Source organism: Pseudomonas sp. JL3, from assembly GCF_031570575.1.
Classification (GTDB): Bacteria; Pseudomonadota; Gammaproteobacteria; order Pseudomonadales; family Pseudomonadaceae; genus Aquipseudomonas; species Aquipseudomonas cucumis.
Genome location: NZ_JAKWJK010000009.1, coordinates 16,213 through 41,532, shown reverse-complemented (window position 1 = coordinate 41,532; position 25,320 = coordinate 16,213). Strand labels below are relative to the sequence as shown.

General features: G+C 58.5%; 17 protein-coding genes. 9 read left to right on the top strand and 8 right to left on the bottom strand.

All coding sequences use genetic code 11. From position 1 onward, the window contains the following. Positions 1-9 precede the first annotated feature (9 nt). From thrC to MMG91_RS16670, 4 genes are all read right to left on the bottom strand, one after another. Positions 10-1,263, bottom strand: a complete 1,254-nt coding sequence (gene thrC / locus MMG91_RS16685; protein WP_310660192.1) for a threonine synthase — start codon at positions 1,261-1,263, stop codon at positions 10-12. A gap of 106 nt (positions 1,264-1,369) precedes the next feature. Continuing rightward, positions 1,370-1,801 (bottom strand): Rid family detoxifying hydrolase, encoded by a 432-nt coding sequence (locus MMG91_RS16680; RefSeq protein WP_310660191.1) that lies wholly within the window; start codon positions 1,799-1,801, stop codon positions 1,370-1,372. Positions 1,802-1,831: 30 nt separating this feature from the next. Next, positions 1,832-3,004, bottom strand: coding sequence for an FAD-dependent oxidoreductase (locus tag MMG91_RS16675; protein WP_310660190.1), 1,173 nt, complete (start codon positions 3,002-3,004; stop codon positions 1,832-1,834). Beyond that, the gene (locus MMG91_RS16670) at positions 3,001-4,206 is read right to left on the bottom strand and encodes a benzoate/H(+) symporter BenE family transporter (protein WP_310660189.1); all 1,206 of its coding nucleotides are present in this window, start codon (positions 4,204-4,206) and stop codon (positions 3,001-3,003) included. Before MMG91_RS16670 ends, MMG91_RS16675 begins: the two co-directional genes overlap by 4 nt. A 348-nt stretch (positions 4,207-4,554) precedes the next feature. Here MMG91_RS16670 and MMG91_RS16665 point away from each other — a divergent pair, with 348 nt between their 5' ends. The 3 genes from MMG91_RS16665 (at position 4,555) to MMG91_RS16655 (ending at position 6,989) form a co-directional block, all read left to right on the top strand. Beyond that, positions 4,555-5,943 carry a PLP-dependent aminotransferase family protein gene (locus MMG91_RS16665; protein ID WP_305503115.1) on the top strand — a complete coding sequence of 463 codons (1,389 nt, stop codon included), beginning with the start codon at positions 4,555-4,557 and terminating at the stop codon, positions 5,941-5,943. 162 nt (positions 5,944-6,105) lie between these two features. Next, the gene (locus MMG91_RS16660) at positions 6,106-6,336 is read left to right on the top strand and encodes a VF530 family DNA-binding protein (protein ID WP_007941719.1); all 231 of its coding nucleotides are present in this window, start codon (positions 6,106-6,108) and stop codon (positions 6,334-6,336) included. 2 nt (positions 6,337-6,338) lie between these two features. After that, positions 6,339-6,989, top strand: coding sequence for a Pr6Pr family membrane protein (locus MMG91_RS16655; RefSeq protein WP_305446753.1), 651 nt, complete (start codon positions 6,339-6,341; stop codon positions 6,987-6,989). Positions 6,990-7,118: 129 nt separating this feature from the next. Here the strand turns inward: MMG91_RS16655 and MMG91_RS16650 are convergent, their stop codons facing one another. Continuing rightward, entirely contained in the window at positions 7,119-7,910 is a 792-nt protein-coding gene (locus MMG91_RS16650; RefSeq protein WP_305446752.1) for a siderophore-interacting protein, read from the bottom strand. Next, positions 7,907-8,488 carry a PadR family transcriptional regulator gene (locus tag MMG91_RS16645; protein WP_305446751.1) on the bottom strand — a complete coding sequence of 194 codons (582 nt, stop codon included), beginning with the start codon at positions 8,486-8,488 and terminating at the stop codon, positions 7,907-7,909. Before MMG91_RS16645 ends, MMG91_RS16650 begins: the two co-directional genes overlap by 4 nt. 518 nt (positions 8,489-9,006) lie before the next feature. Between MMG91_RS16645 and MMG91_RS16640 the strand changes: the two genes are divergently transcribed. The 5 genes from MMG91_RS16640 to MMG91_RS16620 all read left to right on the top strand — a co-directional run bounded on the left by MMG91_RS16640 (position 9,007) and on the right by MMG91_RS16620 (position 14,688). After that, positions 9,007-9,507, top strand: coding sequence for a CS1 type fimbrial major subunit (locus MMG91_RS16640; RefSeq protein ID WP_310660188.1), 501 nt, complete (start codon positions 9,007-9,009; stop codon positions 9,505-9,507). A gap of 112 nt (positions 9,508-9,619) precedes the next feature. Further along, entirely contained in the window at positions 9,620-12,145 is a 2,526-nt protein-coding gene (locus tag MMG91_RS16635) for a CS1-pili formation C-terminal domain-containing protein (RefSeq protein ID WP_310660187.1), read from the top strand. A 3-nt stretch (positions 12,146-12,148) separates the two neighbouring features. Further along, complete coding sequence (locus tag MMG91_RS16630; protein WP_310660186.1) at positions 12,149-13,366, top strand: hypothetical protein; 1,218 nt, start codon at positions 12,149-12,151, stop codon at positions 13,364-13,366. 44 nt (positions 13,367-13,410) lie between these two features. Further along, entirely contained in the window at positions 13,411-14,154 is a 744-nt protein-coding gene (locus tag MMG91_RS16625; protein WP_305446747.1) for a molecular chaperone, read from the top strand. A 33-nt stretch (positions 14,155-14,187) separates the two neighbouring features. Continuing rightward, positions 14,188-14,688: a CS1 type fimbrial major subunit gene (locus MMG91_RS16620; RefSeq protein WP_305446746.1), complete on the top strand. Its 501-nt coding sequence runs from the start codon at positions 14,188-14,190 to the stop codon at positions 14,686-14,688. Positions 14,689-14,850: 162 nt separating this feature from the next. Here the strand turns inward: MMG91_RS16620 and MMG91_RS16615 are convergent, their stop codons facing one another. Next, positions 14,851-19,968: an NEL-type E3 ubiquitin ligase domain-containing protein gene (locus MMG91_RS16615; protein WP_310660185.1), complete on the bottom strand. Its 5,118-nt coding sequence runs from the start codon at positions 19,966-19,968 to the stop codon at positions 14,851-14,853. A 233-nt stretch (positions 19,969-20,201) separates the two neighbouring features. Then, the gene (locus tag MMG91_RS16610; RefSeq protein ID WP_310660184.1) at positions 20,202-23,345 is read right to left on the bottom strand and encodes a transglycosylase domain-containing protein; all 3,144 of its coding nucleotides are present in this window, start codon (positions 23,343-23,345) and stop codon (positions 20,202-20,204) included. Between the two features lie 521 nt (positions 23,346-23,866). Between MMG91_RS16610 and MMG91_RS16605 the strand changes: the two genes are divergently transcribed. Further along, positions 23,867-25,288 (top strand): amino acid permease, encoded by a 1,422-nt coding sequence (locus tag MMG91_RS16605; protein ID WP_305446742.1) that lies wholly within the window; start codon positions 23,867-23,869, stop codon positions 25,286-25,288. Positions 25,289-25,320 lie beyond the last annotated feature (32 nt).

Sequence of the window (25,320 nt, the reverse complement as noted above, 5' to 3'; positions counted from 1 at the left end):
AGTCTTCCTTTAAATAAGTACTTCGGCCAAGGGGGCTGGCGCGTGATGCGGCAACACCCGTGACTGGCTTTTGCTGGTGTCGGAAAGAAAAATGGACGTGTCTTTCAGGCCGCTGCCCGTGATCAGCACCACGGCGGTCTGCGGCGTGTCGAGGTGTTCTTCGGCGTACTTGAGCAGGCCGGCGAAGGCGCTGGCGGCCCCGGCTTCGGGGAAAACGCCGGTGCTGGCGGCCAGTTTCGATGCCGCTGCGACAATGCTCGGGTCACTGACACAGATGAACTCGCCCTCGCTGGCCGTTACCGCGCGCAAGGCCTTGATACGATCGCGTGGCAGTGCCACGTTGATGCTGCTGGCGAGGCTGGTGGGCGTAATGCGTTCGGTCTGCTGTATCGGCTGGTCGCTGCGCCAGGCCCGATACATGAAATTGCTGTTTTGCGCCTGTACGCCGATCAGCCGTGGCATGCGCTCAATCCAGCCCAGTTGCAGCAGATCGAAGAAGCCTTTGTACACCGAGCCCAGGATGCAGCCATTGCCGACAGGGACAAACACCAGGTCCGGGACCTGCCAGGCGAGCTGTTCGCACATCTCGAAAGCCACGGTTTTCTTGCCTTCGCTCATGTACGAATTGATGCCGGTGGTGCGGTTATACCAACCATGGGTTTCGCAGGCGTCGAAGCATTGTTCGAACGCTTCGTCGTATTGCCCCTCGACCAGTACGATCTCGGCGCCATAGCCCTGCATTTGTGCGAGTTTCTCGCGGGGAGCATCTTTTGGCAGGTAAATCACGTTGCGCAGACCTAGGCTCGCGCTCATTCCGGCCAGCGCCGAGGCGGCGTTGCCAGTGCTGGCGACGGCGACGGTGCGCGCACCGGTTTGCATCGCGTGGGCTACAGCCAGGGCGCTGGCGCGATCCTTCAATGAGCCGGTAGGTTGTCGGGATTCATCCTTGATGAATACCTTGATTGGCGCGTTTCTGCCGAGCAATTCGGGGCGTGAATACAACGGCGTGTTACCCACCAGTAATGGCGGAATGAACTGCGTGGATTTCAGCGGCATCAGCCGGTCATAACGCCACATTCCCCGGGCGTGGTCGTGGGCCAGGCTGTCCCTTGACCATTCGCGCGCCAGTGTCGGGTAATCGTAGAGCGCATCGAGAGCGCCATCGATTTTGCAATGGGGGCAGTAGTAACTGACGTCATGTGGCTGGTAGCGGCGTTCGCAAGCCAGGCACTGCAATACATACTCTCTGTAAGACTTCTTCATGGCCAACCCTTGAAAGTACGCTTCCCTGACAACGCCGGTTCGGCGCAGAACCACGGATCACTCCGATGCGCCGGACCGACGGGCTCTTCGCTGTCTGAAGGCTTTTTCAGACCACCATGATGGCGTCGATGGCGACCAGGGTATTGCGCGCCAGGGCGCTGGCACCGGCGGTGGTGCGGGCTGGATAAGGCTGGGTGAAGTACTCTTCCATGACCCGGTTCAGGGTCGGGAACTCGCTCAGGTCCGTGATGAACGCGGTGACCTTGACCACGTTCGCCAGGGTGCCGCCCGCGGCTTCGGCCATCTGCGCCAGATTGTCCAGGGTCTGACGCAGTTGCCCTTCGAAATCCTGAGCCAGCACTTCATTGTTCAGCACCGAGACCGGAGTCTGTGCCGACAGGTAGATGGTCTGCCCGTGACTGACCTTGATGCCTTGGGAGTAAGTGCCCAGGGGCAGCGGGGCCTTGTCGGTGAAGATGACGTTTTCCTCGCCCAGGAAAGGTTTGGTCAAGGGCTGGAGTTGAGCGTTGGTCTGCATGATGACGATCCTTGTTAGTGGGTTGAGGGGTTAGTGCAAATCGGCAACCTGTCGCACGGACAGGGCCGAGAATTCCTCGTCGCGGCAACGCGCCGGGGAAAAATGCTGGTAGTTGAGGTGCAGGGCCGCCAGGTCGGACGGCATCGCGCTGCCCAGCGCGGCGTGGCTGCACAACCGGGCAATGGCCGGTGCGGCCTGAATGCCATAGCCGCCCAGTGCGGCAAGCCAGATGAAACTTTCCTGCAACGGATCCTGGCCCAATACCGGCGAACGGTCGGCAACAAAGGTGCGCAGGCCTGCCCATTTGTTGATGATCGAGCAAGGGCGCAGCCGCGTGGTGCTTTGCAGGCGCTCCATGGTGATGGCCAGGTCGAGTTCATCCGGCAGGGCATCGCAAGGCAACGACGGGCTTTCATCGCAAGGCGAAACGATCAGGCGCCCGGCTTCCGGCTTGATGAAAATGTCTTCGTCGACCGTTCCTAGGTAGGGCGTGTGGTGCACATCGCATTGCGGATCGACCGCCAGCACCGTGCGGCGCAGTGGCCGCACACCTACCTTCGGCAAACCGCAGCGCTCGGCCAATTCATCGGCCCAGGCGCCAGCGGCGTTGACCACAATCGCGGTCTCGAGGTGCTGGCCATCCTGGGTGTGCAAAGTCCAGTGACCGGCCCGGTACTGGCCGCGCAGCACCTCGGCTTCACGTCTGACTACACCACCGCGGGCGCGCAGGCCGCGAAGATAGGCGCCATGAATGCCGTGTACATCCAGATCGAAGGCGCTGGGCTCGAAAATCCCTGCGCTCCACGCGCCCTCTGCCAAGTAAGGCACCAGCTCAAGGACTTGTTTCTCGTCTAGGAGCTGCGCCGTTGGCACCTGCCCTAGAATCGCGGTGAAACGGGCGGCCAACTTATCCACACGTGCCGCCTGGGCCACGATCAGCGCACCCCGTGGTGCCCACAATGGATGTTCGGCGAGCCCCTCGGGCGGACTCTCGAAAAAGCTCCGGGAGGCACAGGTCAGCGAGCGGATCTGCTGGTTGCCGTAGCTTTCCATGGAGATCGCCGCTGAACGCCCGGTGGTGTGGTAGGCCAGTTGTGGTTCGCGTTCAAGCAGGCAAACGCTGCCGTGAGCCGCCAGTTCATAGGCGGCGGATACCCCGGCAATCCCGCCGCCGACCACGATGAAGTCGTAACGAACGGTCATGGTCGGCTGCCCTCGGCAACGGTGCTGGCTTTGCTTTCCCGGGTGTAGGTCAGTACGAAATGTGCCACGAGCCCGAAGATCAGCCCCCAGAATGCAGCGGCCAGCCCCAGGAAACTCATGCCCGAGGCGGTGACCAGGAAGGTGATCAGCGCCGCTTCACGTTGTTTCTCGTCAGCCATGGCGCCGGTCAGCCCGGCGCTGATCGCCCCGAACAGGGCCAGGCCGGCGAGGGAGGCAATCAGCTCTTTGGGCAAGGCAAAAAACACCGAAGCCAGGGTCGCGCCGAAGATGCCCATCAAAATGTAGAACACTCCGCAGGCGATCCCGGCGATGTAACGCTTGTCACGGTCTTCATGGGCTTCGCGGCCGGTGCAGATAGCGGCGGTGATGGCCGCCAGGTTTAAGCCATGGGAGCCGAATGGCGCCATCAAAATTGAACCGATGGCCGTGACCGAAATGATCGAGCGCGCGGGGGTGTTGTAGCCCGAGGTACGCAACACCGCCATGCCCGGCACGTACTGCCCGGTCAGGGTGACGAGGGCCAGCGGCAGGCCGATATTGATGATCGCGTGCCAGCTCCACTGCGGGGCGATGAAGATCGGGTGAGCGAGATCGATGGTGATCGAACCGGTGTTGAGTGCACCGAACGAGGCGGCCACGACGCAGCCGACAATCAATACCGACAGGATGGCGTAGCGCGGTGAAAAGCGCTTAAACAGCAGGTACGCCGCGATCATTGACAGCACCAGGCTCGGCTGCAGCTTGATCGAGGTGAAGAGTTCGGCGCCGAAACGAAACAGGATGCCGGCGAGCATGGCGGCGGCGATGGCTTTTGGCAGGCGACTCATCAGTTTGTCGAACGCACCGGACAGGCCGACCACCGCAATAATCACCGAAGCCACCACATAGGCGCCGATGGCCTCGGGCAGGGAGACCGTGGGCAGCATCGACACCAGCAACGCCGCGCCCGGTGTCGACCACGCCGTAATCACCGGAATCCGCAAACGCCAGCTCAATAACAGACCGGTGATGCCACTGCCGATGGAAATGGCCCAGATCCAGGACGACACTTGATCATTGGGCAGGTGCGCTTCCCGGGCTGCCTGAAACACGATGATCAGCGGGCCGGCATAGGAAATGATCACGGCGATGAAGCCTGCAATGACCGCTGACAGGGATAGATCCTTTCTGAGTGTGTCCATGATGTCTCGACTTGGCGTGGCTGGCACGCGGTGATTCAGAATTGAGATTGAGTCGATTGCTTCGATTCGATATGAGTGTATTTGAATGAATTGAGTTGATTCAATAGGTGGGTGGGTTGTTACGAGATGCTTTTTTGTTATCAAGGTGTATTTGTCAGATTTTTTTTAAATAACTAATTGATTTATAAATATATTTATTGGTTTAAAAATATTTTGTGTGAAAGATGCTTTTCGATTCATTCGCCGAATCAATCGACTCAATTTATGGATTTAGTCCATTTATTAGTTGCCTAGCCACCATGTGATATGCTCGGATATTCATCATTTCTACGATGGTAGCGGTCATTCATGTGGGTTCCTCAGCTAAGCGAATTCAACCAGCCGATGTATTTGTCGATTGCCGACGCGTTGGCGCGCGATATCAGCAACGGCGTGTTGAACGAAGGTGATCGTCTGCCGACCCTGCGGGAGCTGGCCACCACGCTGAATGTCACGCCCGGTACCATCAGTCGTGCCTATAGCGAAGCCCATCGGCGGCGTCTGGTGCAGGGGGAAGTGGGGCGTGGCACTTATGTGCTCAACCAGAAGCAGTTGGAACTGCCGGCCAGCAACAGCGCCGTCTCGCTGAATCTGGGACAGTCTGAATTACTGGACCTTTCGATCATCAAGCCTTCCAGCGAAACCCTGGAATACTGGTTGCGCGGAGCCTTGGTGGGCATGGCCAAAAGCACGGATTTTGCCCATGCCCTCGATTACGCACCCGATGGCGGTCATCCGGCTCATCGCGAGGCGGGCGCGCAATGGCTGCGCCATTCGTTGCCCGATGCGCAATGGCAGCAAGTGGTGATCACCGCCGGCGCACAGCATGGTTTGATGGTCGCGATGAGTGCGTTGACCAACGCCGGTGATCTGGTGCTCTGCGAGGAGCTCTGTTACCCCGGCATCATTTCCCTTGCCCATGGACTGGAACGACGCCTGCGTGGCGTACCAATGGACGATGAAGGGATCATTCCCGAAGCGCTGCGCGAACTGTGCCAGCGTGAGAAACCGGCGATGCTTGTCTGTGTGGCGACCTGTCAGAATCCGACGGCCGCGATCATGTCGCAAAAACGTCGGGCACAAATCGCGGCATTGGCCGAGGAGTTCGACTTCATCATCCTGGACGATGACATCTACGGTTTTCTGGCCACCGACCCGTCGATCAAACCGCTGTCGGCGTTTGCCCCGGATCGTTCGGTGTACCTGACCAGTCTGTCGAAGTCGGTCATGCCGGCCTTGCGGATTGGCTATCTCTACAGCCCGCCGAAACTGCTGTCGCGCCTGACCTCCATGGTGCGCAGCAGCGTCTGGATGCCGTCGCCATTGACCGCTCAGTTGGCCAGCAATGTGATCACCGAGGGGCTGGATAAAAAGCTGATCCGTATTCAGCGCAACGAAGCGGCTGGGCGGCAGGCGATCGCTCAGGAAATCTTCGCCAATTTCGAGCTCAAGACCCAGCCGTATTCCTACCACGTCTGGTTGACGTTGCCCGAGCCCTGGACCAGCGACGAATTCACCATGCTGGCCCGTGCCAACGGCGTGCTAGTCCTCAGCGGTACCCAGTTCCAGGCCGAACGTAGCGGCATTACGCGCTGCGTGCGACTGGTGTTGATGTCGCCCACCAGCCAGGACGAATTGCGGTTTGCCCTGACCAAGCTGGCCAGCCTGATCGATTCGGACCCGCGTCGTTATTACTGAGCCCAGGCGCTATCTACTGACGTTTTGTTCCTCAGATGATGGCCAACTCGCCTACAGTTAATTCAGCATCTGACGAATGCCTCTGTCCGGAGCCCTTCCACCGGACGAAAGCCTCCGCTAAGGTGCGCGGCTTCTCATCCTTTCATCGATCAAAGGCCCGGCATGACCGAACAGAACACCAACCCGCTGCACGGCGTGACGCTGGAACAGATCCTCAACGCCCTGGTTGAACATTACGAATGGTCGGGGCTGGCCGAGCGCATCGATATCCGCTGTTTCAAGAGTGACCCGAGTATCAAGTCGAGCCTGACGTTCCTGCGCAAAACCCCATGGGCGCGGGAGAAAGTTGAACGCTTGTACGTGAAGCTGATGCGCACCAAGCGACCGGTCTGAGCATGGTCATACCGTCGGCGCCAGGTTCTGCCGCGAGGCGTCGTTGTGTTGCCGTGGCTGCGGTTTTGGGCTGGACGGGTTTGAGCATTCAGCTGTACCTGATTCTTTATTTACGCTGGAGTGTTGCGGCCAGTCTGCTGGGCGGGCTGATGAGTTTTTTCAGCTTTTTCACCGTGCTGACCAACACGCTGGTGGCGGTGGTGCTGACCTGTGAACTGACGTCCCGAGAATCGGCGGCGCGGCGCTGGTTTCTGCAGCCGTGGGTAAGCAGTGGAGTTGCGGTGAGCATCACCATCGTCGGTTTAGCGTATAGCCTGTTGTTGCGCCATTTGTGGCATCCCGAAGGCTGGCAATGGCTGGCCGATGAGCTGATGCATGACGTCATGCCGGTGCTGTTTCTGGCTTATTGGTGGTGCTGCGTGCCCAAAGGTACATTGCGGCTGCGGCACATTGCGGTGTGGGCGATCTATCCGCTGGTGTACTTCGGCTATGCGTTATGGCGCGGGCATCTGCTGGCGGTTTATCCGTATCCGTTCATTGATGTCGACAAGCTGGGTTATCCACAGGTGTTTGTGAATGCAGGGGGATTGTTGGCGGGGTATGTGGTGATTTCACTGCTGGTGATTGGGCTGGATCGTCGTCTTGATCGTTAGTTGGAGTTCGTTGGATAAAGATCAAAAGATCGCAGCCTTCGGCAGCTCCATATGAATCGTCCACCCCTGTAAATCGTCGGGCGAACACAAATCCTGTAGGAGCTGCCACAGGCTGCGATCTTTTACGATTTATTCTTCGTCACTGTCATCCAGTCGCCAGTAACCGACAGCCTTCACAAACTGCTCGTTCAGGCCGTGCTCATCGAGCAATACCCGGCGAATCTGCCGCGACACCTTGGACTCGGTCGCCACCCACGCATACAGATTGCCATCGGGCACCTCGATCTGTTGCACGGTGGTCAGCAGGTTGTTTCTGCCACCCTCACGCAATACCCAGATCACGTCGACCTGCGCGGCGCTTTCCAGGCGTTGTTGTTCGGCGCCGTTTTCCACTTCCACGATCACCAATGCACGCCGATTGGCAGCCAGGCCTTCGAGGCGGCGGGCAATGGCGGGCAGGGCGGTTTCGTCGCCGATCAGCAGATAGCTGTCGAAGATGTCCGGCACGATCATCGAGCCCCGAGGCCCGCCGATGTGCAGGATCTGACCGGGTTTGGCCTGCTCGGCCCAGGTCGAGGCAGGGCCGTCGCCGTGCAGCACGAAATCGATGTCCAGCTCCAGCGTATTCAGGTCGTAACGGCGAGGCGTGTAGTCGCGCATCTCAGGCATCGGCCCGTTGTCCTTGCCGGCACCGAGTACCAGGGTTTCCAGCGCCGCGTGTTCCGCTGCATTTTGTGGGAACAGCAGTTTGACGTGGTCGTCCGTTCCGAGGCTGACGAAGCCAGCCAGCTCTGGGCCACCCAGGGTAATCCTGCGCATGCGCGGGGTCAGGTCGACCACCCGCAGTACTTCCAGGCGACGGCGTTTGATCTCGTGGCTGACACGATGAATGGATTGGGATGGCACGATAACGTCGGTCATTCGGCTTTCTCCGAAGCGGGTTGAACGGCAGGGCCGTCGACGATGGCTTTGGCCGTGTTGTTGAGCAGGTCGCGTACCCGCAGGATTTCTTCCGGGCTCCAGCGGCCATGGTGCATTTGCAGGGCATGGCGCAGGTTGTGCACCGCTTCGTGAATTTCAGCGGGGCGGTCATGGCCGCGCAACGAGCGCTTGCTGACTTCGATGCGCATGCGCACGCCGTCCAGGGCAATCGCCTGTTCACTTAAAGACAGACGTCCGGCGTCGGTGATGCTGTAGCGTTTTTTTCCGCCCTCGGCGTCGCCCAGGATCATTTCGCTTTCTTCGAGGAAGGTCAGGGTCGGGTAGATCACGCCGGGGCTGGGGCTGTAGGCGCCGTCGAACATGCTTTCGATCTGGCGGATCAGGTCATAGCCATGGCATGGCTGTTCGGCGATCAGTGCCAACAGCAGCAATTTCAGGTCACCGGGGGCGAAGACTCGCGGCCCACGTCCACCGCGCTCGCGGCCGGGCCCTGGGCGTTTCTCGAAGCCGTCGCGGCCGTCGCCGGGTTCGCGGTGGGGGGAATGATGGTCTCTCATTTTTTGCTTGCTCTCGTCGTGTTTAGATACAACTTAAGATATATCTTAATCCGCGAGCAAGGCTTTTTTGGGCGAAGCTAATGACTGCCGACGGGTGGTGAGCCAGTTGAATGATGCAATCGATTGAGTCAACTGCCCCTCAAGGGCGAACAACTTCCCCCCTGTTAGGGCTCCTTGAAAGTTTAAAGTTGTCGCTCTAATAATTTTGGAGTTTATATTCTAAAAAAGATGAAAGTGTCCGTATTATCTAGCTGGAACTTCTGTATGGTTTTTTCGATAAAGCTGTCTGTAGGTCGTAACTTACAGTCGCTGTTTCGTATCTGGGTTTTTTGTTCTTTTTTCTTTCCGGTCATGTAGTCGTTTAACTACGCGCTCATCGGAAGTTGCCTGCTTACTTTCCAGAGCCAGCAGTCGAAGATGTCCCGGCGTTGAAAGTCCAAATAAACACAGCCCCTCACAGGAAGCGTTTTTTGAACTTTCAATGAACCGACCCTCATCAAGAAAACAGGTACTGAACGATGTTCAAGAAATTCGCACTCGCTGCCCCGTTGGCTATTCTGGCGCTGGGCTCCTCCGGGGCATTTGCCGCAGGTGAAGCCGCTCACTCCATCAGCATTATCGCCCACGTGCCGACCAACGGTTTCTACGTGGTGCCGACCAATCCTGATCTGGTGAACAAGGATCAGGACATGAGCTTTCAGCCGACTACCGGCAGAATGGGAGAGGTTAACGGGTTCTTCGATATCCGTAACAACAATGGTTCGGTTCACGCCAGCCTGGACAGTGCGCCGAAACTTATTTCCGGCTCCAGCACTATTGATCTGAAGGTTAAAATCAATAACGTTGAATTGACCACCACGCCAAAACCAGTGGTTGGCGAAGTCGAGTCCGACGTGAACTTCCGTGCACCGCTGAACATCGCGGTTGCTAACCCTACCGGTGCAGCGCCCGCTCCCGGCGATTACACCGGGGTCGTTGCGATGACCTTCGACGCCGTCCCTCCGGTAGTCACTCCTTGATCGAAGGATCAGGCAATAAGCGCTGACTGATGCAGGTCGCGTTACCCGGCGGGACAAACAGCAATGTTCGTCCCGTCGGACTTCAACTTGTCTGTAATCAGAGTAAGAGTTCATGTTCCCGATGACACCCATCGCAGCTGCGCTTGCGCTGTTGTTTTGTGCCAGTGCAACGGCGGCTTCCGTTTCTGCTGCCGGAACGACACCGCGAAGTCTGTTGGCTCAGGCCAAAGGCCTGCCGGCGGATTTCGAGGAGCATTTCTTTGATGTACCCCTGGCTGTTCGGGTGGAACTCGATCAACAGCCCTTGGGGGAGGCCATGGTGGTTTTATCGCGTGATGATCGCATCACGTTGCTCGAATTCACCGACACCAGTGAAAATCGCTTCGGCCCTGCCGAGCGGGAAAAATGGGCGAGTTACCTCAAACCGGGCGTACCACTGGGCAATTGCACCGGCTCTTGTCCAGATCAGGTGTTGGCCGTGCATTACAACCTGGAAAACTCGTTGGTCTCGATCCTCACCGAAAACGCTGAGCGCGATGTTGAAGCCAGGCGTTACTACGAGCAACCCGAGGGCGGAAGCAGCGGTCTGATGCTGCGCAACCAGCTCAACCTCAACGGTGGTCAGGATCAGGACCTTGGCGGGCGTTATGGCCTCGAAGCCAGCGCGAGCCTGGGCAACTGGAGCCAGACGTTCAACATGCAAGTGGCCCGCCTTGGCGGCCCGGATGACAAGTTGTATCACGCGGTGCATGAGCTTTACACCCAGCGCGAACTGCAAGGCAGTTTCCTGCGCCTGGGTTACTTCACCCCCAATTCCGAAGGATTGACCCGTCAACCGCGCACGTTTGGCACCAGCCCCGACACCGCTGTCGGCGTCATGTACGGCAGCTCCGACAGCCTGGCCATCAACAGCCCGATGCCCAGCGTCTATCCGATCTACGTCACGGCCAATCGCCAGGGGTCGGTGGAGATCTATCGCGACGGCCTGTTGATCAATACCCAATCGGTACCCGCCGGTTTGCAGACCCTCGACACCCGACCGCTGCCGGGTGGTATCTATGAAGTGGAAGTGCGCCTGATCGAAGACGGCCAGATCACCTCCACCACCCAGGAGTTGGTGTACAAGCCCAGCAACTGGCGCAACCTCGACGAGCGCTGGCGCTACAACCTGTTTGCCGGGGAAGAAAGCAAACTGCTCAGTAACTGGGATCAACAGGCCAGCGGCGGTGTAACGGCAGGGGCTTCGGTCAACTACCTGATGCATCCGCGGGCGATTCTCGGCCTGTCGGCGCGCCAGATTCGCGAAAAACTGCAATTCGGCACGTCCATCGACTGGACCCTGGCCAATCACATCAGCCTGTACGCCAATGTGTACCAAACGCAGGATCATGGCACCGGCCTCGATCTGCAAAGCCTATATAACTACGGTTCCGGCAGTTTGGTGATAAGCCACAACCGCAGCTGGCTGGATACCACCAACCTCTATGAGACCTTGCCGGACGGTACCCGGATTCGCCAGCGCAATGTGTTCGTCGGCGAGACCAGCAACTCGTCCCTGGCGATCAACCATCGGGTCAGCAGCAAAAGTTCGATCAACGCCAGGCTGTTCCACAGCGAAGGCAACACCGAAGGCTTCGGCATGGACCTCGGCTGGAATCAGCGCGCCGTACTGTTCGGCAGCGATGGCAATTGGCGGTTGTCGCTGTTCGATCGTCCAGGCAGTTTCAGCAGCGGCAATGCGCGCAATCGTGGTGTCGACTTGAGCATCAACCTGGCGATGGGTGCACCAGGCCAGCAGCTTACGGGCAGCATTGGCTCGCGTACCGCCCGTGATGGCAGCCGCGACAACAATGCCTCCCTCGGCTGGCGCAAAGACCTGAAGGATCATGTGCTGCAAAACGTATCGGTGACCGCACTCACCGATACTTACGGCGTGGGCTTGTCCAGCCTGGCCAATTTTCGTACTGACGCAATCAATGGCGATGGCTTCGTCCAGCGTTCGTCCTACAACGGCAACTTCACCGGTGGCCTGAACCTGGACAGCACGCTGGTAATGGGCGCTCAGCAAATGGTTCTGACCAGCCAGCATGAAATGCGCGGCGCGGGGCTGATTGTCGATGTGGAATCGGATATCGATGACATCACCCTGCGTGCGGACGATTACAGCGGTGGCAGCGCGGCGTTGAGGCCGGGGCGCAATTTCATCCCGATTACCGCTTACAAGAACAGCTCGGTGAGTTTCGACTTCGAAGGCAGTCATGTGCCGGCGGCCAGCATCGAGCCGGCGCGCACCCGCTATCACCTGAACAAGGGTGGGGTGGAGTACCGCCAGGTGCGGGTGATGAAAACCCTGACCGTGCTGGGTCGGCTGGTCGATGCACAAGGCCGGGCGCTCAAGGGCCATCACGTGATCAACCACGCCAGTCGCGGGGTGACGGAAGTCGATGGTTTCTTCTCGATGGAAATGAACGCCGGCTCGCCGACCCTTGAAGTGCGTCAGGGCAATCAACTGCTCTGCCAGTTCCGCCTCGATGCGAGTCGTCATCGCAGCGAAAACAATGTGTTGATGATCGGTGATCTGCGGTGCACGCCGGACACACTCGCCGACGTCACGTCCACCGAACAGAAGGCGGGTTGAAACATGAAAAAGTCTATGTATTGGCTGGGGCTATGGGCAGCGCTGAGCGTGCCGTCGGCAGAGGCGGTGAATCGGGAGATCAGGGCGTTGTTCCAGCCGGATCCTGCCCAGCCGAACAAGAATATATTTATCAATAAAACGCCGAACAGCGGTTACTGCGCGATCTATCCGGGACAGTGCGTCGACAACAATACGTTCAGCATTCAGCTGCCAATCAGGTTCAATTCCACTCGCGCCATTGCAGCTGGCGAAGGCGTTCCATTGAAGGTGCCGGCCAACTGGCGGCAGCTGACGGTGACCAATAGGGATACGCAGGAAACGGAAATCGTCGAAGTGCGAATCAGCGGCGTTGGCTCCAGGTACATTCTGAGCGCTCCGGCCACCGAACTGACCGGAGAGACGGATATGCGCGAAGGGCATAGCAAGCTTTGGATCGGGAGCACCTGGGTTAATACTCCGCCACCTTGTCAGTACAGCGGAGTTGGAGGATACGGCCCTGCGTTTTATCTGTTTTTCTGGAAAGCGCCGGTCGAGGCGGCGTGCACCAAGGTGGCCACTTTCCCCATCCCGGCTATGTCGTTTAATACCGTCGATTTTTCCTATGAACTACGAACCCCAAACCCCCTGAGTATGACATCCGGGCTGTACACCGGTTCCTTGGCCTACAGCATCGGCCCCGGCGCTGATTTCGACTTCGGACCGTTAATGCAGCCGGATGACAGCAACCTCACTCTGGACTTCGTTCTGGATGTGCAGCACACCCTGAAGGTCGATCTGCCACCGGGTGGTAACAAGATCGCTCTGGAGCCCCAGGGCGGCTGGCAACAGTGGATCGACGGCGGTCGCAAGCCCACCAAAATCTATCGCGATCAGTTGTTCTACATTTCGGCGTCGTCGCGTTTCAGGGTCATGTTGCTGTGTGACTCGCTCGGCGGTAGCCGATGCAGACTGCGCGGTAGCAAGGGTAACGTCACCGAGGTGGAAACAAGAATCAGCCTGCCTGCCGGGATCGACGGCCCCGGCGGAGGGCTGGTCAATCTGCTACTGCTCAGACACAACGCGTGGACAGGCCCGTTTCAGCCTGGACATTACGTGGATCGAAAGGGCGGCTCGCTGCGTTTTGAGATGCCCCGGGACGCCATCGACTTTCTGCTGCGCCCCGGCTTCAGTGATGACAAGCTCAGCGGCAACATCACCGTTATCTGGGACTCTGAAGTCTGACTTTCCGAGCCTGACCATTTCATTTTTTCATGGGGTTGAAATCGATGAACCGTTTGTTCTTGCTGTCGGTGCTCAGTGTGTTTTGCGTGGCGGTGCAAGCCGGGCCGCAGATCAATGTAGGCACCGTGTACGACTATCTGGATGCCGACAAAAGTACCTATCTGAAACGGGTATTCAACAGCGGCGACAGCACTGCTTTCGTCAAGGTCAACGTGCTGGAAATCGTCTACGACGCCGACGGCACCCCGCGGGAAATTCCGGTGGAGGCGGCTGCCGATGGCGCCTCGCGCAACGGCGTAATGGCCAGCCCGGCGCGGCTGATCGTGCCGGCCCAAGGCATGCAGGGCACTCGTCTGCTGTACATGGGCGAGCGTGACCGTGAGCGCTACTTCCGCCTGCGTTTTGTGCCAGTGGTGCCGGAAAAGGAAGATGACTTTGTGGTGACCAGCGAAGAACGCGAAGAGTACAAACAGAGCCTGTCGGCCGGGGTCAACGTGATGACCGGGTTTGGCACGGTCTTTTTCGTGCGGCCAAAAAACGCCCGTTTCGAGACCGCCATCTACGACTCCGACAGTCGCTATGAACTGCGCAACAACGGCAATACGGTGATCATTATCGATGAGTTCAAAAGTTGCTCTCTCACCAATGAAACCGACTGCGGGGCAACCACCAAGCACCATGTGCTGGCGGACAAGACTTTTGGCTTCGACAAGGAACAAGGCCGTGAATACCGCTTCTTGCTGATCGAAGGCGGCACCAGGAAAGCCCTGAAGGTAGCGAGCCGCTAGACCGGCTGTCCATTGACGCAACGGGTAACGAACATGATCAAGCAATGCGCCGTCGTCGCCCTGACGGCAATGACCGTTATGATGGGCTCTGTGACATGGGCTGCCCGGGAAGAGCACACCTTCGAGGTGTCCCTGACCATCCCGAATCGCTCGTTCTACATCGTGCCGACAGAGCCGGACTGGATTCACCGACCCCAGCGGCTCAACTGGGACTACCCCACATCGACCCTGAGCAGTGTGCGCAAGAATTTCGATGTGCGGCATGACACCAGCGCGATCGAAGCGCGGCTGGATAGCCTGCCCTACCTGTCGAACGGCAGGCCGGGCGAGGACATTGTGTTGCGCGTCCGTTTCAACGGGGTGGAGTTGAAATCCGACCTCCTACCGCAGGAAGTCGTTACGCAGGCAGAAGCCGCCGCGGGCAAGCGGGTATTACTGGAGATCGAGCCGGTGAAACCGGCCAGTGGGTACCGGCCGGGGGATTACAGCGGCAACGTGATGCTGCTGTTCAACGCCAAGGCGCCGGGAGCCTGAGACCCTGAAAAAATCTATCGGGTGGCTGGGGTTGTTATGGCACTGAGCGTCGCTTCGGCCGAGGCGGCGACCACCATTAGGCAAACCCAGGAATGTCTGTGAAAGCGGGCAAGCCCGCTTTCACAGTTGGGCATTTTGAGTGACGCAAGTTTCAGGGTGAAATTATCTCAATCCGACTTTTGCCAACGCTTCGCGGGTCAGTCGTCTGGCCAACTCGTTTCGAGCGTAGCCAATGTCCTGCACCAGCCTGTCATAGAACCCTGTGCTCATTTCCTCGCGACGGAAAACTTCTTGTTCTGGAACGTTCAGCGCTCGGGCCAGATCTTCCAGTCTGCGGTGGAGCCTGGTTGTTTGTGTCGGATCCTGGTTTTTTGCCCATTCGCTTTGAGCCTCGCGCAGTTCTTCGAGCTGCTGTTGCTTCTTTTCGAACAGCCTGTCATTGGCCTGGAACTGATCCGGGTGGGTTTTTTGCAAATGTTGCTCCCAGAACGGGTTTTCGAATAAATCGATCATCCCGTTGACCAACCCATCACCTTTCTCGCGTTCGATCACCGTATCGTAGGCCTTGTCGATTGCATCGGGCGACAAGCCCGCTCGCTTTCGATACCGCAAGTCTTCAGACTGCCAGGGTAAATCCAGACGCTTGGCCAGCCCCGTTTCGTAGGCCAGGTGCACTTCCACATCATCCGGCGGGTCGAGTCTGGGATCGAGGTCAAATCTTTTCTGCTGTTCACGTATCTCGGCTCTGGCAATATCGCCCACGCGTTCCAGGCGTGCAGCGCTCCTGGCCAGTTTGACCAGCTTGTTTTCGAGAACCACGGCAGACGTCGACTCCGCATGCGCCTGCGACACCAGCACTTTGATCCCCATGTTATTGAACAGTTGAGACCCGGCGTCAGCGCAGGTCTCAGGGTGACTGGCTTGTTTGAACAGTTCCTCGCGCAGGTGGGTGTCCAGAGCGGCGGCATCGATCATCTGCCAGACCCGCCTGGTCAGTTGCCAGCGCGATTTAGCGTCCCGGTAATCCTGGCTTTCTCTCTGCTTGCGGATCACTTTGAAAAAATCGGTGGAGTCAGGCTCAGCCGCCAGATCGTGCCAGGACTCTTCCCTGTAGGTGCCGATCCCCGACGATGGACTATAAAACGCTGAATCGTCCGGCAACGATCGCCAATGCGATATCTCATCGGCCGCCACCTGTTCATAGGTTTGTTGCGGAGCAAGGCCTACGGACCGGCGATAGTCTTCATAACGGAACCGCTCGGCATCGGAAAGCTTCGTTGCATCAAGGCGTGTGCGGGCCACGATGAAGGCATGCCCGGAGCCTGGAGTGACATCGGGTATGTGTTTGATCGGACAGTCGCGCAGGTCGAGAAAAAAACCCCGCGGGCGAGGTTTCTGGATAATCCCGTCACTGAAGAGACCTTCCGGCCAGGTGTCGATACCGGTTCTGATCAGGCTCAGTATTTTTAATCTGGGCATGCGGCCGACATCCGGAGGCTGCACCAGCGGATTGAAATCCAGCCTTAGTGTTTCCAGGCGCGTGAGGTCTCTCAACAGCCCGACAGACTCAGGCGTCAGCATGATTGCATTGTTTGTCAGACGCAGGGTCTCGAGAAAATGCATCTTGCCGATACTCGGCGGCAACCTGGTCAGCCCACATCGGCGGGCACTGAAATGACGAACGTTGGTGAAGTCGTTCAACAGGCCTTCGGCGCCGGTAGAAAAGCGGGTGTTATCCAGATTCAGCACAGTAATCTGGTCGAGGTATTTTTTGATATTCGGCAGTTCAAGCAATTCCTTCCACCAACGATCGAGCTTGGGGCTCAAGAGTTGGGAGGACAAGTCCAGGGTATAGCCGCGTTCTGGATGGTTGCCGCGTTCGCCGAATGCCTCGCCTCTGCGTTCGAAGCACTCAAGGAACCGTTCTGAAATGTGCCTTCCGCCCGTGTGGTTGAAGGCCACCATCTTCCTGGCGGGGTCAATGACATCCGGGGCGCTCATGAGTAGTTGGTTTTCATGCCACAGGTCCAGTATTTTGCGCAGCTCGGCGAGTTCGTCTCTGAGCAGGTCGATCGCCTGATCGGGATCGCCCTTGGTGCGCAAGGATTCAACGATGCTGCTCGCCTCCTGTTCGCTTAATGTCGGGTACAGGTTCCTGACCTTTTCTTCCGGGGTTCTTGCCGCTCTGGACAGGGCCGGACCACGCACCAGGTTGACGGTTTCAAGCGTGGCAACGGGGCGAATGGGCGGTTCTGCCAGTGACACGCGGCGTTCGGCCGGCGAGGCGGATTTTTCCATGATCCACACTTTGAGCAGACGCCCCTGACCCCGTTGATAACCTAATGCCGCGCGCTGGTCGGCAGGCAGGGCACGCAGGATCGATTCGTAGAAGTTGTCGGCGTCATACAGTTTCCTGTTGGTTCCATCGAGCACCTCGTACTGGCCGTGCTCATCTCTGACCAACCGTCTGACCGTCGAGGCGTCTTGTGGGCCGACGCTGCAGCGCAGCGTGCCGTCATAGGTGCCGTCTCGTACTTCGATGCGCAAATCGCCGAAACTGTCGGAATTGAATTTGAGCGTGTTCAGCGTCAACCGTTCGGTGTCCGGTACCACCTGTTCATCGTGATAAAAGCCGTCGTAGGCGCGAGCGGTGGCGGCTTCGACATTCGCTTCGCGGGCCTGGGTTTTGATTCGTAGCGGCAGGCGATTTTCATCGACCATTCTCTGCAGTTCGTCTGGCCGGGCTTGAGCCAGGACTGTTTCCGTGAGGGTGAGCGGCATGTCCGGGAACGCTTGCTTGAGCAAGCGGACATCCATTTTGTTCGACCGTTCTCCAGCCTGGTACACGCGCTGGGTTAGCTCGCCTTTACGTGCCGCGACGGCACCCGCCAGTCGATCGCGCAATGCCTGGGGGCGTTCGGCGCTTGGTATGTCGCGACCTAGCAGGGTGTTGATCTCGGTCTCATTCAGAAAGCCCACGACGCGTTCGGGCAGTTTGCCGGACATGACATGCGTGAGACTGATGCTCAGGGTATCGGCTTCGGTGGCGTGGGCGTTGCCATACTGGCGTGATGGCCCCGTCAAGTCAGCGTTTTGATACACCTTCAGCGCTCGCTCGCGCGGCCATCCGGGCAGGCTGGTCAGCAGCGGTTCAAACCAGACGGATTGTGGGTCGATCGGTCGGCCGGCGCGGATGTTCTCACGGACTGTCCGCACCTCGTCATACGCGCTGTAGCGCTTGATGGCGTCGGCCAGCAGTGGCGGTGGCGGACGGTTGTCGACATGCATCCGGCGCAGCTCATTGTTATCAGTGCCGCTGCTGATGCGGATCTGCTCCAGCTCGGTGGGCGAAAAGCGATCGACGCTGTGGCCGAGGCGGCGCATCAATGTCTCGCCTTCCCAGTTTTGCGGATTCTCCCCCTCGTGCACCCAGGCGCCGTGGCCGTTATGTTCTATTTTCGGCGCGTAGGCATTGGGGCGGGTGGGGTGTTTGACTCGGTGAGTATTGGATGTCGGGTCTTTCGATGCTTTTTCTACGCAATAGAGTTTGGGTTTTATCCGCAGGATGTCCTGATTGGCGTGTCGATGCAGGCCGAGCTTGTCGGGTTGCGAGTCAGTCGAGAGGGTGAGGTTCTTCTGTTCGTAAGGGGCGAGGTCGGGATGCCACAACGAGGGTTTGCCATCGGGCAACCGTACGGGTTTCATGCCCTCGACCAACGGCGACAGCTTGAGACGAAAAGCGATGCCGATCTCAGCGGCCGCTCCAAACGTAGCCAGTTGAATGACATCCGTCACCACGCCGATCACATGCTCGGCCGCTTCGCTCTCGAGGCCTTCGGCCAGGTCGACGATCCCCTCGATGACGTCGCTGGTCAGTTGATAAACGGTATAGGCCATCATCAGTTCGCCCAATCCCGGTACGAACGGCGTGGCGATCAACAGGGCGGCGTTGAAAATGTCCGATACGATTTTCTTGAGGTTATCCCACCAGGCCCAGCGCGCCCTGGAGTCCGTGTCTGCGGTGGACACGGCGATTTCCCGAGCATCGTTGAGGATCTTGTTGAGCTTTTGCTGGTAGGCGTGTCTCCAGTAATTCCGGGGCAGTGGCACGTGCTGGAGTCGCAAGCGGGGGTGAAGCACGGGCTCCTTGCGCCACGCCGGACGCTGATCCGTCGGATCCTCTTTCGTGTGCCATTTGACGGTAAAGAGACATTGCTCGAGCTCGGCGAAAAAGTGCCCGCGCTGTTGCTGATCGACGAACTGACTGAAGAATTGTCGATAGCTCAACTGCGATGAAGCGGCAATTTTGTCTTCGCGCAATTGGCGCGCCAGTTCATTCGTGAACGCCTGCGGCGATTCGTACTCCTTCAGCGGATGTTCAGGGTCATGGGGAACATACGCAATGAGCCGTCGAATGCCTCTGCTGTCCTGCTTGGCGGGAATCAACAGGACCACTCCGGTCAGACGCGTCTCCATCATGGACAGGTCGCAGCACTGCATCTGTCTGCCATTGAGGAGTAGTTGAGGTTTGTCCTGTGCCAGATCCAGCATCAGCTTGTACGCATCGTACTGGATATCCCCGTTCATCAACGCCAGCTGCGCGGCGACGGTGAGTGCGTCTTTCTGACTTTCGGTCACCTTGTGCTTCATGAAGGCTTCGGCAACCGGTTCGCCGGGCAGCAGAAAGCTTTCGAGATGTGCCTTGTAGCGCGCGCCAATATCCAGTTCCCGGCACAGCGCCTGGAACTGTTTGATGGTCATTTTTTGTTTGATTGGAAGGACATCGAAGTGCCCGCGTTTGTCGGGTTGAGTGATGAACTCCGAGCCGGCATCGACCGTTTCGGTCTGTGCGAAGTTATGCAGCGCCGCATCCAGCAGGGAAACGGTTCGGGTCGTGACTCCGCCCGACAGATCAATCGCGTACCAAGGGGTTTCTTTAGGGATGTACAGGCGCAAGCAGGTCGTCTTCACGTCATGCTCGACGCCGTAGCGCTCCTTGAGCTTCGCCTGGAGCAGGGGAGCGGCAAACGAATGGATGTCCTGCAATTTTTCGAACAGCTGATCGACCTGGTTCTGCGAGCTCCAGGCCTTGAGGTTCGCTGCGTTCAGATGGGCGGCGAGCGCGGTGGCGTACCACGGCTCGATCTTCAATCCAGTGGCCGCCAGCGCCCGGGCTCTGCTGATCGTGGCGGTTTTAAAAGTGTCGTTGATGTTGTTCTTGATGAACTCGTAGTGCCGCCCCTTATTGGTGTTTTTGGCAGGCGTGGGGGTGTCGGTCATGGCAATCATCCTTGATTGTTATAGGAGTGATCAGCCTACCGGTCGAGGCTCAAAAAAAAAGTCTGAATATCTGTGCTGGAACGGTGCTTCTTGCCTGTAACCCGTTGAATATTCGAATATGAAAAATAACTAAATACCACCTGCTGCGGGGGAAATGGCGATATCGCAAGCGCTGACACTCGAATGACAGGGGCGGGCAATCGAGTGCTGCTGCAAATGCTGGCAGGGACTGTTCAATGAGGTTTACCCGTGGATGTATCGGCTACCGCCAGGGACGAACCTTGCACCGGGCGGCATTGTGAAGCGCTGCCCGGTTGCAGATACGGCGTCAGGATCGGCGCCATGCCCTTGAGCACCTGCACCGGCAACGCCGAGGTGAATTTGAAGGCTTCGGCCGTGCGCCCGGGCACGAACGCGGTCATGGTGCCGAAGTGGGTATCACCGATAAAGAACACGAAGGTCGCGGTGCGGTTGATCGATTTCGAGCTCAGAATCCGCCCACCAGAACCGACGGCTTCGATGCGGTTATCCCCGGTGCCCGTTTTGCCGCCCATCGCCAACGGTTTGCCATCCGGCGTTACAAAACTGCCGGACACCCGTTTGGCCGTACCGGCATCCACCACCTGTGACAAGGCTTCGCGCATGGCCGTGGCGACTTCGGATGGCATGACCCGTTTGCCAACGTCAGGATCATTGATCAATTTGGTTTCATACGGTGTATTTGCCGCGAAGTGCAGGCTGTCGACACGCAACGTCGGCATGCGCACACCGTCATTGAGGATGGTACCGATCAACTCCGCCAATGCCGCCGGCCGGTCGCCGGAACTGCCGATGGCGGTGGCCAGTGAGGGCACCAGATGATCGAACGGATACCCGACTTTCTGCCAGCGCTGGTGAATGTCGAGGAACGCCTCGATCTCTAGCATGGTGCGGATTCGGCTGTCGCGGGCACCCTTGTGTCGGCTCTTGAACAGCCAGCTATAGACTTCCTGACGCTCGAACTGGCTGGCTTTGACGATCTGGCTGAACTTGGCGTCCGGGTTGTTCAACAGATAGCCGATCAGCCACAGATCGAGCGGGTGCACCTTGGCGATGAAGCCCTGGTCCGGCAGATCGTAGCTGCCGGGGCCGTAGCTGAGGTAGAGGCGTTCGAGGCGTTCGTCGGTCAGTTTTTCTTTAAGCTTGGCGCCTTTGAGGTGCGAGCGCACGAAGGTGTTGAAGCTTTCCTGGTCGGCCTGGGGGAATAGGTAACGATGCACGGCGGCCATGCGAATCGGGGTCGGACGCATGCCGTCGAGAAAGGTCTCGAGCCGCGCCTGGGTGTCTTTGTTGCGGTATTTCTTCCAGAACTTCAGCAGGAACGAAGTACCTTCCCTGTCGGCGAATGAGGCCAGGTATTCCTGACGCCGTGGGTTGCGATCATCTTTGAGCAATTCGGCTCTGTTGTCAGAGCCCGCATAGGTGCTGTAGCGCACCAGATCGCGCATCAGCCGAATGAATGGCAGGTTGATCGACTCACGCAGGGCATCGCGCAGGGTCGGCAGGCGGCCATTATCCTCCTTGCGGAAGTTAACGAACGTGTGCCGCCCGCCACCCGTGAAAAAAGCTTCGCCGGGGCTGGCGGAGTATTTGCGATCCAGCGCGGCACTCAGCATGTTTGGCAGGTTGCGGTCTTTGTTCTGCATCAGGTAATCGATGGCCCAGCGGCTCAGACGGTCCTGATCCGGGACCTCGATTTTTTTCAGTTCAGGGATGCTCATCTCTGCGTACTTTTCATGCAGCTCGGCGATGATTTGCAGATAAGTGGTGAGCACGCGCATTTTTGCGGTGGAGCCCAGTTCCAGCTTACTGCCTTCATTGATGTCGAACGGCTGGTCGGTGCTGTCGGTTTGCACCCGTACCCGCGAACCATCCGGGGTCAACTCGAACAGAGTGAAGCTGTAGCGCACCTGCGTGGTGCTGGTGGGTGTGAGCAGGCGTTCGCCAATCAGGCCGATTTCCGCGGCATAGGCCGGGTCGGCCAGATGCTTGAGGTAGGCGGTGGCCTGGGTTTGCAGCTTGCCTTGCAGGGTGCTGGTAGCGGACAGGTCGAGGCGGTCGAGGTCATACAGCGGACGGTTGAGCAAACCGGCCAGACGGCTGCGCGCCACACTGATGCCCTTGTTGGTTTCGATTGGCTGAATGGTGGGCTGGGTGGCCCAGTCGCGGTAAGTCACTTTACTGGCCAATGCCGCCGTCGCGAGTGGCGCATCGATTACGCCATTCTGGGCCAGCAGGCGAATATGGCTGTCGGTGAGACTGGCCAATTCATCACGGCCCTTGGTCAGGTAATGGGAAGGGCGGCGCTGAGCGATCATCAGTGACAGCACTTCACGCAGGGCCAGGCCTTTTTCCGACAGACTCTTCGGATCGGTCTCGGTGCTGGTCAGCCGTTCATTGGCCTTGTTGAAATCGGCGCCGTACCAGACGCGCAAACCTTCGGCCATGCCATGCACTTCGCCATGGCCAGGTACCGCCGACAGCGGAACACTGTTCAGGTAGTCACGCACTACATTTTGCCGGGCCTGGAGGGTTTCCGGCCCCGCCTGATAAGCCCGCACGCTGGCGGAAATCATTTGCCGGATCTTCTCCGCCCCCGACACCGTCAAGCCATCGGGCGAGTGTCGATATTTCTCAAGTTGCGTCGCCAGCGTACTGCCGCCCGCCGACTGACCGGGCAGGCGTAACAACTTGGCCACCTGTGACCACGCCGCCATGCCGAACCGTGGCCAGTCCACGGCGGGGTTGGCCAAGGGCTGACGGGGATCGAGCAAAAAGCGGTTTTCGATGAAGAGCAAACTGTTGACCACCACCGGAGGAATCGCCGCAAAGCTTGAATAGAGTTGTTGCGGGTATTTGAACTGGTAAAGCGGGGCCGCGCGGCAATCGGTGATCGACAGCCCGGCCTGGATTTTCTCTGCATAGGGCACGAAAAAGCCCTTGTCGCTGTACTTCATCAGCGCCGGGGAAAAGCGGGTTTGTGCTGACACCACGTAATTGCGCTTGAGCAGGCGCGGTAGAAACTCATCCATGGCGCTGTAACCCAAACGCTGATCGAAAGGGCCTGCGCCAGGGTAGCGTATGGCGTCGCTGGGGCCAGGCTGCAGCTCGTACTTCAGCGAGGCGGCATATTTGCTGATTTCCCGGGCCTGAAACTTGGAGGTGCGCATTTCCTTGGCCGCGGCGAGGCCGAGGACAATCACAATAATCAGCAGCAGCAACCAGAAAGCCCCCCAGCCGTGCCGGGAGCGACGGGGTTTCTCAGGTAAAGGCGCTTCATCCACTCGTTCAGTCGGAACCACAGTTTTACTCGAATCGGTTTGCCACAAAGCGCCCATAGTCGACTGATCCATTCACGCAGATTGATCGGACTTGTTTGAAGCTTAGACGGTGGTTGGGGTTGGTGAAAAAATTGTGAACAACCAAATGTCGAGTATGCATCCTTACCCGTGGCAAGCCCCCTCGCCACAACAGCTGCCCTTGCCACAGGGATGGTTATCGTCTGTAACAGCTGAGCTAGAGCCATCAAAGAGGTAAATGCTGCCTGCATAGGAGCATGACGACGCATCATTGCTGTGCAATACTCGGCGCCATTTTAAAGGCGAATAGTCCTACATCAGTCAGGTAATGCCCCTCCGAAAACCCCGATTTTGCCGAGAGTTATGGCTGAATGTTGTGGTTTATAGAGTGAAAAACCCTACTGGAAGCTTTTTATACTGCACGCCCGCTGATCTTGCAGGTTTTGTCCTGCAAGACGGGTCTGCCCATGAGGCTGGCCCGGTTTCGCAGAAGCGCTGGCTTATCGGTCGGTGCTTCGACACTCGGTGGTCAAATCCAATAACAAGACGAGGTTGTACCTATGCCAGTCGGCAATCACCTGCCTCACGGCGAGACCGCTCAGGGCGGCCCGCTTAAACGCGAACTCGGCGAACGGCATATTCGCTTGATGGCGCTCGGTGCCTGTATCGGCGTCGGCCTGTTCCTGGGTTCGGCCAAGGCCATCGAAATGGCCGGCCCGGCCATCATGCTCTCCTACATCATTGGCGGTCTGGCGATCCTGGTGATCATGCGCGCCCTCGGCGAGATGGCCGTGCACAACCCGGTCGCCGGCTCGTTCAGCCGTTATGCACAAGACTACCTTGGCCCATTGGCAGGCTTTCTGACCGGCTGGAACTACTGGTTCCTGTGGCTGGTGACCTGCGTCGCGGAAATCACCGCGGTGGCGGTGTACATGGGCGTCTGGTTCCCCGACGTGCCGCGCTGGATCTGGGCACTGGCGGCGTTGGTCAGCATGGGCTCGATCAACCTGATCGCGGTGAAAGCCTTCGGTGAGTTCGAATTCTGGTTTGCCCTGATCAAGATCGTCACCATCATTGCGATGGTGGTCGGTGGCATCGGCATCATTGCTTTCGGTTTCGGCAACGATGGTGTGGCGCTAGGGATTTCCAATCTCTGGGCCCACGGCGGCTTCATGCCCAACGGCGTGCAAGGCGTATTGATGTCCCTGCAAATGGTGATGTTCGCCTACCTCGGTGTCGAGATGATCGGCCTGACCGCCGGTGAAGCCAAGAACCCGCAGAAGACCATCCCCAATGCGATCGGCTCGGTGTTCTGGCGGATTCTGCTGTTCTACGTCGGCGCCTTGTTCGTGATCTTGTCGATCTACCCGTGGAACGAAATCGGCACCCAGGGCAGCCCGTTTGTGATGACCTTCGAGCGTCTGGGCATCAAGACCGCCGCCGGCATCATCAACTTCGTGGTGATCACCGCTGCGCTGTCGTCCTGCAACGGCGGCATCTTCAGCACCGGGCGCATGCTCTACAGCCTGGCGCAGAACGGCCAGGCCCCGGCCGGTTTCGCCAAGACCTCGAACAACGGCGTGCCGCGTCGTGCGCTGCTGCTGTCGATCGGTGCCTTGCTGTTGGGCGTGTTGCTTAACTATCTGGTGCCGGAAAAGGTCTTCGTCTGGGTCACCGCGATTGCCACCTTCGGCGCGATCTGGACCTGGGCGATGATCCTGCTGGCGCAACTCAAGTTCCGCAAAGGCCTGAGCGCCAGCGAACGTGCCGGCCTCAAATACCGCATGTGGCTCTACCCGGTCAGTTCTTACCTGGCACTGGCCTTTTTGGTGCTGGTGGTCGGCCTGATGGCGTACTTCCCGGACACTCGCGTGGCGCTGTATGTCGGGCCTGCTTTCCTGGTGCTGCTGACGGTGTTGTTCTACGTGTTCAAGCTGCAACCGACCAATGTGTCGCAAGGCGCGGTGCGTTCGGCTTCGTAAGTCGTAACGTCGGAAATGCCACAAGCCCCGGT

Bases quoted from the DNA above. Each gene is read 5' to 3' on its own strand.
- MMG91_RS16610 (WP_310660184.1), bottom strand. From the start codon at position 23,345: ATGGGCGCTTTGTGGCAAACCGATTCGAGTAAAACTGTGGTTCCGACT.
- MMG91_RS16640 (WP_310660188.1), top strand. From the start codon at position 9,007: ATGTTCAAGAAATTCGCACTCGCTGCCCCGTTGGCTATTCTGGCGCTG.
- MMG91_RS16635 (WP_310660187.1), top strand. From the start codon at position 9,620: ATGTTCCCGATGACACCCATCGCAGCTGCGCTTGCGCTGTTGTTTTGT.
- MMG91_RS16625 (WP_305446747.1), top strand. From the start codon at position 13,411: ATGAACCGTTTGTTCTTGCTGTCGGTGCTCAGTGTGTTTTGCGTGGCG.
- MMG91_RS16660 (WP_007941719.1), top strand. From the start codon at position 6,106: ATGACCGAACAGAACACCAACCCGCTGCACGGCGTGACGCTGGAACAG.
- MMG91_RS16620 (WP_305446746.1), top strand. From the start codon at position 14,188: ATGATCAAGCAATGCGCCGTCGTCGCCCTGACGGCAATGACCGTTATG.
- MMG91_RS16645 (WP_305446751.1), bottom strand. From the start codon at position 8,488: ATGAGAGACCATCATTCCCCCCACCGCGAACCCGGCGACGGCCGCGAC.
- MMG91_RS16675 (WP_310660190.1), bottom strand. From the start codon at position 3,004: ATGACCGTTCGTTACGACTTCATCGTGGTCGGCGGCGGGATTGCCGGG.
- thrC (WP_310660192.1), bottom strand. From the start codon at position 1,263: ATGAAGAAGTCTTACAGAGAGTATGTATTGCAGTGCCTGGCTTGCGAA.
- MMG91_RS16680 (WP_310660191.1), bottom strand. From the start codon at position 1,801: ATGCAGACCAACGCTCAACTCCAGCCCTTGACCAAACCTTTCCTGGGC.
- MMG91_RS16615 (WP_310660185.1), bottom strand. From the start codon at position 19,968: ATGACCGACACCCCCACGCCTGCCAAAAACACCAATAAGGGGCGGCAC.
- MMG91_RS16605 (WP_305446742.1), top strand. From the start codon at position 23,867: ATGCCAGTCGGCAATCACCTGCCTCACGGCGAGACCGCTCAGGGCGGC.
- MMG91_RS16650 (WP_305446752.1), bottom strand. From the start codon at position 7,910: ATGACCGACGTTATCGTGCCATCCCAATCCATTCATCGTGTCAGCCAC.
- MMG91_RS16665 (WP_305503115.1), top strand. From the start codon at position 4,555: ATGTGGGTTCCTCAGCTAAGCGAATTCAACCAGCCGATGTATTTGTCG.
- MMG91_RS16670 (WP_310660189.1), bottom strand. From the start codon at position 4,206: ATGGACACACTCAGAAAGGATCTATCCCTGTCAGCGGTCATTGCAGGC.
- MMG91_RS16630 (WP_310660186.1), top strand. From the start codon at position 12,149: ATGAAAAAGTCTATGTATTGGCTGGGGCTATGGGCAGCGCTGAGCGTG.
- MMG91_RS16655 (WP_305446753.1), top strand. From the start codon at position 6,339: ATGGTCATACCGTCGGCGCCAGGTTCTGCCGCGAGGCGTCGTTGTGTT.